The organism is Hydrogenophaga sp. A37 (assembly GCF_002001205.1).
GTDB lineage: Bacteria > Pseudomonadota > Gammaproteobacteria > Burkholderiales > Burkholderiaceae_C > Hydrogenophaga.
In genome coordinates this window covers 22,473-28,892 of sequence record NZ_MUNZ01000162.1, presented here as the reverse complement: position 1 = coordinate 28,892, position 6,420 = coordinate 22,473, and the positions used below count along the sequence as shown (strand labels likewise).

General features: G+C 66.0%; 7 protein-coding genes. 3 read left to right on the top strand and 4 right to left on the bottom strand.

The genetic code is table 11. The features are described 5' to 3' along the window. From B0E41_RS22070 to B0E41_RS22060, 3 genes are all read right to left on the bottom strand, one after another. The coding region (locus B0E41_RS22070; protein WP_143433963.1) for a class I SAM-dependent methyltransferase at positions 1 to 1,185 on the bottom strand (1,185 nt) is incomplete at its 3' end. 26 nt (positions 1,186 to 1,211) lie between these two features. After that, positions 1,212 to 2,639: a class I SAM-dependent methyltransferase gene (locus B0E41_RS22065; protein WP_077334511.1), complete on the bottom strand. Its 1,428-nt coding sequence runs from the start codon at positions 2,637 to 2,639 to the stop codon at positions 1,212 to 1,214. Between the two features lie 5 nt (positions 2,640 to 2,644). Further along, positions 2,645 to 3,427, bottom strand: a complete 783-nt coding sequence (locus B0E41_RS22060; protein ID WP_077334509.1) for a CmcI family methyltransferase — start codon at positions 3,425 to 3,427, stop codon at positions 2,645 to 2,647. A 240-nt stretch (positions 3,428 to 3,667) separates the two neighbouring features. On the opposite strand from B0E41_RS22060, the gene B0E41_RS22055 reads away from it, so the two are divergent. Next, positions 3,668 to 4,048: a DUF2237 domain-containing protein gene (locus B0E41_RS22055; protein ID WP_077334507.1), complete on the top strand. Its 381-nt coding sequence runs from the start codon at positions 3,668 to 3,670 to the stop codon at positions 4,046 to 4,048. Positions 4,049 to 4,059: 11 nt separating this feature from the next. On the opposite strand, the gene B0E41_RS22050 is transcribed toward B0E41_RS22055, so the two are convergent. Further along, positions 4,060 to 4,554, bottom strand: coding sequence for a MarR family transcriptional regulator (locus tag B0E41_RS22050; RefSeq protein ID WP_077334505.1), 495 nt, complete (start codon positions 4,552 to 4,554; stop codon positions 4,060 to 4,062). Positions 4,555 to 4,660: 106 nt separating this feature from the next. On the opposite strand from B0E41_RS22050, the gene B0E41_RS22045 reads away from it, so the two are divergent. Continuing rightward, positions 4,661 to 5,698: a cupin domain-containing protein gene (locus B0E41_RS22045; RefSeq protein WP_077334503.1), complete on the top strand. Its 1,038-nt coding sequence runs from the start codon at positions 4,661 to 4,663 to the stop codon at positions 5,696 to 5,698. A gap of 18 nt (positions 5,699 to 5,716) precedes the next feature. Continuing rightward, positions 5,717 to 6,418: a fumarylacetoacetate hydrolase family protein gene (locus B0E41_RS22040; protein WP_077334501.1), complete on the top strand. Its 702-nt coding sequence runs from the start codon at positions 5,717 to 5,719 to the stop codon at positions 6,416 to 6,418. Positions 6,419 to 6,420 lie beyond the last annotated feature (2 nt).

Sequence of the window (6,420 nt, the reverse complement as noted above, 5' to 3'; positions counted from 1 at the left end):
CTGAGGCGTCGGCCCCCCCATCCGCCGCCGCAAGCGCTGCAGAAAGTGGGGAGGCGGACCCACTTCGTCGGCCACCGGGGGGGCCACCAGTGCCGGAATCAGGCGACTGGCGACGCGCTCGGTGTCCCTGATGCCTCGGGTCAGACGCTCGTTGCTCTCACCCAGCTGCGCGATGATGTTGTGGGCTTCCAGCAGCCCCCGTTCGAGCAGCACGTAACCCTGCGTCACCCGCCTCACCTCGCTTTGCAGGTGGTGGACCGAGCGCAGCGCTTCGTCGCGCTCACCCAGCAACAGCGGGTCTGGCTGTTTCGGCACCCGCTGAAGGGCCAGCGCCCTCGCCTGTTCAACCTGCGCCTCCATGGCAGCGGCATGGGCTGCGTCGCGCTCTTCAAGCACTTGGGCATGGTGCGTGACCAGTGTGTTGACCTGTTGCGAGAAAGAGCGCTCCATCTCCTGCTCGTTGGCCACACCTTGCCAGCGGGCACCGACGGCCGCAAACCGGTCGCGAAGGGTTTCGCAGCGCTCGGTCGTGGCCGCCGCACACAGTTGGGCGATGGGCCCGGGCACGTCCGGGCCATGTGCAATGAGGCCCAGGCCATGTCCGTGCAGGAACTCGAAGTGGGGAAACGCGCTCGCCAGTTCGCCGAAGAGCCGGTGCACACCAAAGTCGTCTCGCCGCACATTGGTGTCGTGGAACAGCACCACCGCACGCGGCGACAACTTGGGTCGCCAGATTTCGTAGTCGTGCCGCACGGCTTCATAGGTGTGAAACCCGTCGATGTGAAGCAAGTCGATGGATCCGTCGGCGAAGTGCCCGACCGCGGTGTCGAAGTCGGCGCGGATGAGTTCCGAGAACCCGCCGAAGTGGGCGTTGTTGAACGTCTTCAGATCGTGGTAGACCGACTCGTCGAACATGCCCGCGTGCGCGTCTCCGCGCCAGTTGTCCACGGCAAAACAGCGGGTGGGCAACCGGCGGTGCTGGACCGCGTCGCAAAAGGCCGCATACGACACCCCATGGTGGGTGCCCAACTCCACCAGCAGACCTGGCCGCGAAGCCTCGACCACCCAGAAGGCGAACGGCACGTGCCCCCACCAGCCGCTGGGTTTTCCCAGGCGATGGGGTCGCCGGAAAAGGCCGTCCAGCGCGGGCGTCAGCAGCGGGTCCAGCAAGTCGGTATCGGACATGTGCACGTGGTGTTCTCGGTTCGGGTTCAAGGTCTGCGCGCCACGACGGTGAACATGGGGACCATGACGCCATCGATCTCCCGCAACTGGTGGTGGATGCTGAGCTGCGATTGAGAGAACCCCAGCAACTCGAGCGAGCGCACGACGAACGTCGGCGTCAGGGCCCACCAGGTGTCCGCCTGCTTGACGGCGGGGTCGGGCAGCAGGCGACAGACCGGCAGCTCCCCGAGGTTTTCATCGTAGGGCTCGGTGACGATGATGGTGTCGGTGACGTGACGGGCCAGGTGCTCCATCACGGAGAACGGCGAGCGGCAATGCAACAACACCGAGGCCAGCACGCCCACGTCGAAGGGCCCGGTCGTGACCGGCAACGTTTCCAGGTGGTCCACGATCAGCCGGGCCTGGGAGTTGTGAAGGTGGTGCAGGTGCTGGAAGGAATTGCGCACCCTGAGGATGGCGTGGTGGAACGCCCGCCGCCAGGCGATCACATCGAATTCGGGGCTGGGTGCCACGTCCCACAGGTGTTCCATCGGTGGCTCCAGCGCAGTGACCGCCGCGCCGGCGGCCTCCATGTGGAAGGTGAGGAAGCCGCTCGCCGGCCCGACCTCCAACACGCTGCGCCCCGCAAAATCGACGTTGCCAAGATAGGCCCCCACGGCGGGCCGGAGGTCCCATTGGCCACGCATGGTCTGGCCCGTCGGCAGCTGCACGGTGTGATAGAAGTAACACTGTTCCAGCGGTGGCGGCGTGGCACCAGACGGCGCTGCGGGTTCGGTCCGTACCGGTGCCATCGGAGGCGGCGCCACCAGAGGGGCCGCGGCCGGGAAAGCGGGCGCAACCGGCACGTCCACCAGGCCCTGGGTCATGCTGCGGTGCTGGAACCAGCGCTTGAGCGCGCTCTTGGTGTTCCACCACGGTCCATGGTCGGGTTTGCGGCAGATCAGCACCGAGTCCTGCCAGGCGTCGCTGCCGTCCGGGTAGCCTTCCGGCACCCACTGCGTGCTCACTTCCAGCGCATCGAGCTGGGCAAACCGGGCCAGGGTGTCCATGCCGTCGGGATAGAAGCGCCAGCAGTCCACCGGGTAGCGGTGCTCCGGGCCGCTCGACGGCGCGATCAGGCAGCACACCCCACCAGGCTTGAGGATGCGGGCGACCTCGAGCAGGGTGATCCACATGTAGCGGACGTGTTCCAGCGCCTGCCCTGAGACCACCACGTCAACCGAGTTGCTCGCCACCTCACGCCAGGTGTAGGGCGTCTTGAGCACCAGGTCGACGTTGTCGCCAGCGACCATGTCCATGCCGACGTAGCGCCACCGAGGCGCGTCAAACAGGTCGCGGTAGGAACCGTTCACGTCCTGGCTGCCCAGGTCGTGCACCACCAGGGCCTGATCGCGGCGTTGCGCGAGGTGTTGATCCACGAACCGGCGCATCTTGTCGCGCGAACTGGCGTGCATGTCTTTCAGACTCCGGAAGAGGGCAGGCGGTAGAGCCAGGCGTCGGGCCAGTAGGTGAGGCTGTCGAGCGACAGGTGGTCGTTGAACTGGGCCAGGGGCCGGCGGATCTGGAACTCCGGGTGATCGGCGGCAAAGGCACGCGCAGCGACGGCCGGGTTGTCGTCGCGCCAGTGTGCATGCCCCAGCGGGGTGTCGGTGAGGTCTTGCATGACCCCGTCGGCCGCCACGATGTAAGAGCCCGGCGTGACCAGCGGGCCATAGGCTTCGAGCTCTTGCCGCACATGCTTCGCGCTGTGGTCGCTGTCAAGGAACACCAGCACCGACTGGCCGGGCCCCACCTGCCGGCGGACCTGCTCGACCACTTCGGGAGCGGCCGAGTCGCCTTGGATCAGGGTGATGAGGTCGCCCAGCGGGCAGGCCGCCACGGCATCGCGCACCTCGGTCGGAATGTGGATGTCGATGGAGATCACACGCCCCCGTCCGAGCGCCCGACACAGGGAGGCCAGCAGGACCGCGCTGCCCCCGCGATTGACACCGGTCTCGATGATGATGTCCGGGCGCAGGGTGGCCACGACTTCTTGCAACCGCAATACATCTTCAGGCAGTTGCCAAAGTTGAAACCCCAACCAGGAGAACGACTGCCAGTGCAGCAGGCTCCACTCCTGCTTGAGCCAGACGCCGGAAACCAGCCGGAAGGCCTCGGGGGAATACAGGGGGTGCGTTGTCGTGGCGCCGCCGGTGGACTGCAGCGCGACGGTCTGTGTGTCGGTGTCAATGGTGATCTTCATCGTTTTGACGTGCGGCGGGCATCGCCATGCACCGGTTGAGCCGCTTCCTGATGTGTTGTTCAACCCGGTCTTGCGCGGGGGTGGGGCATGTTATCCCACCCCTTCTTCCAAGCGGATGAAGCACATGGGAGGCAAGGCGTGGGGTGACCTGTGGCGGTGAAATGTCTTTCAGAGGAAAGGCCTGCGAACCAGGTGCCACGTGCATGATGGGAACACATCGTCTCCCTTTCTCAAGACACCATGCAGGCACTCAACGTACTGGGCACTGAACTTCAAGCCTGTTCCTTCGACCCGCTCACCGGCTTCTTCCGCGACGGCTGCTGTCAGACCGACGAACACGACCAGGGCAGCCATGTGGTCTGTGCGCGGTTGACGAACAATTTCCTCGCGTTTTCGCTGAAACGCGGCAACGACCTCAGCACGCCGCGCCCCGAGTTCCGCTTTGCCGGCCTTCGCCCCGGTGACCGCTGGTGTCTGTGCGCGCTGCGCTGGAAAGAAGCACTGGAAGCCGGTGTTGCACCGCCCGTGCACCTGGAAGCCACTCACGCGCAGGTGCTGCGGTACGTGACGCTGGAACAGCTGCAGGCACACGCGCTGCCCACGGGCAAGCGCCCGGCCTGAGGCCGGCCCGTTCAGCCTGCCTGCGCCACGGTGCGCACCGCCTCGCTCGGCGCGCGACTGAGCTCGTTGTTCTGCGTCACCAGCAGGTTCAGCAGACGCATGAACTCGCTGCGCTGACGCTCGGTGAGCGGCGCCAGGATCTGCTCCTGGGCGCGCAGCATCGCGGGAATGCACTCGGTCAGCGCCTGCATTCCCGCCGTGGTCAGCACCAGCTGGCGAGCGCGACGGTCTTCGGGTGCGGTGCGGCGCTCCATCCAGCCACGCACTTCGAGCCGGTCCACCACACCCCCGGTGGTGGAGGCGTCCAGCGCGATGGTGCGCGCCAGCGTGCGCTGGTCGATGCCGGGCTGGTTGCCCACCACCTGCAGGGCGGCGTACTGCACGGGTGTGATGCCCTGCTCCCCGGTTTCCTGCAGGAAGATGCCGACCGAAATCTGGTGCAGGCGGCGGATGGCATGGCCGGGCTGGAGATCGATGTTCACGGTGGACGGGTTGGAATTTTTCATGGCGGGTCGAATCAAGGGTTTCCCCCATGCGGCTTGATCCATGTTAGCAGGACACTTATCATAAGCACACTGATTATGTGCATGCGGCCTTTTAAGGAGCCATCCCATGAGCCACGAACTCGGCCGACTCGAAGACCTGCCGCAGGACTACCGCGACGACCTGAAAGCGCTGAACTTGGTGCCGCTGTGGCCCAGCCTGCGCGCCGTGCTGCCGCCGGGCACACCGACGCGCGCCACCCAGGCCGTGCACTGGCCCTACGCCACGCTCAAGCCGCTGCTGCTGAAAGCCGGTGAACTCACACCCATCGAGAAGGCCGAGCGCCGCGTGCTGGTGTTGGTCAACCCCGGCCACGGCCTGGAGAACATGAAGGCCAGCCCCGCCATTTACCTGGGCATGCAACTGCTGCTGCCCGGCGAATGGGCACCCAGCCACCGCCATACGCCCAACGCGGTGCGCATGGTGGTCGAGGGCGAAGGGGCCTGGACCACGGTCGATGGCGAGCAGTGCCCGATGAGCCGTGGCGACCTGATCCTGACCCCCACCGGCCTGTGGCACGAACACGGCCACGACGGCACCGAGCCCGTGGTCTGGCTCGACGTGCTGGACCTGCCGCTGGTCTATTACATGGAGGCGAGTTACCACATCAACGGTGAACGCCAGCAAGTCAAACAAGGCAGTGGCGACCGCGCCTGGACCCGCGCAGGTGTGGTGCCGACCACCGTTTTCAGCCGCAGCGACAAGCGTTACCCCATGCTGCGCTACCCCTGGGTGGACACGCGCGCCGCGCTGCTGGCCATGGCCGAGAACCAGCCCGGCCTCGACTGCCTGCAGGTCACTTACGTGAACCCCGAAACCGGCACGGATGCCGAGAACATCCTGGGCTTCTACGCCCTCATGCTCAAGCCCGGCCAGACGCTCATGCTGCCCGCGCGTTCACCCTCGCAGGTGTTCCACCTGATCGAAGGCGGTGTGGACGTGTCCACCTGCGGCAAGACCTTTGATCTGGTCGAGGCCGACACCTGCTGCGCCCCCGGCTACGAACCCGTGACGCTGAAGAACCGTTCGGCCGACCAACCCTCTTTCGTCTTCATCGCTGATGAATCCCCGCTGCACCGCAAGCTCGGCGTCTACGAGACGCGCTAACTTTTTCGATCACACCCCATGACCCAGTACCTGTTCACCCCTCCCGCCGTCCAGTCCCTGCCCATCCGCGGCAAGACCGAGCGTTTCCCCATCAACCGCATCTTCTGCGTCGGCCGCAACTACCACGCGCACGCCGTCGAGATGGGCAAGCCGGTCGACAAGAGCGCCGAGCGGCCGTTCTACTTCACCAAGTCGCCGCAGACCCTGGTGCAGAGCGGCGCGACCGTGGCCTACCCGCCCGGCACCAACAACTACCACTTTGAAATGGAACTCGTGCTCGCCGTGGGCAAGGCCGGCTTCCGCGTCAGCGCCGACAAGGCCCACGAGGTGATCTACGGCTACGCGGCCGGTCTGGACATGACACGCCGCGACCTGCAGCTGGTGGCCCGCGACAAGGGCCGCCCTTGGGACCTGGGCAAGGACATCGAAGAAGGTTCGGTCTGCAGCGAGATCGTGCCGATGGAAGGCGTGGTGATCGAGAGCGGCGCCATCGCGCTCGAAGTGAACGGCCAGACCAAGCAGTCGTCCGACGTGGACAAGCTGATCTGGAACATCCGCGAAATCATCGCGGACCTGTCCTTGTTCTACCACCTGCAACCCGGCGACCTGATCTACACCGGCACGCCCGAAGGCGTGGGCGCGGTGGTCAGCGGCGACAGCATCACTGGGCGGGTGGAAGGCGTGGCCGAGGTGGCGTTGACGGTGGGAGCCGCCGAATAGGC

What these genes read in the sequence shown, in the direction of transcription:
- B0E41_RS22045 (WP_077334503.1), top strand. Translation starts at nt 4,661, where the DNA reads ATGAGCCACGAACTCGGCCGACTCGAAGACCTGCCGCAGGACTACCGC.
- B0E41_RS22065 (WP_077334511.1), bottom strand. Translation starts at nt 2,639, where the DNA reads ATGCACGCCAGTTCGCGCGACAAGATGCGCCGGTTCGTGGATCAACAC.
- B0E41_RS22055 (WP_077334507.1), top strand. Translation starts at nt 3,668, where the DNA reads ATGCAGGCACTCAACGTACTGGGCACTGAACTTCAAGCCTGTTCCTTC.
- B0E41_RS22050 (WP_077334505.1), bottom strand. Translation starts at nt 4,554, where the DNA reads ATGAAAAATTCCAACCCGTCCACCGTGAACATCGATCTCCAGCCCGGC.
- B0E41_RS22040 (WP_077334501.1), top strand. Translation starts at nt 5,717, where the DNA reads ATGACCCAGTACCTGTTCACCCCTCCCGCCGTCCAGTCCCTGCCCATC.
- B0E41_RS22060 (WP_077334509.1), bottom strand. Translation starts at nt 3,427, where the DNA reads ATGAAGATCACCATTGACACCGACACACAGACCGTCGCGCTGCAGTCC.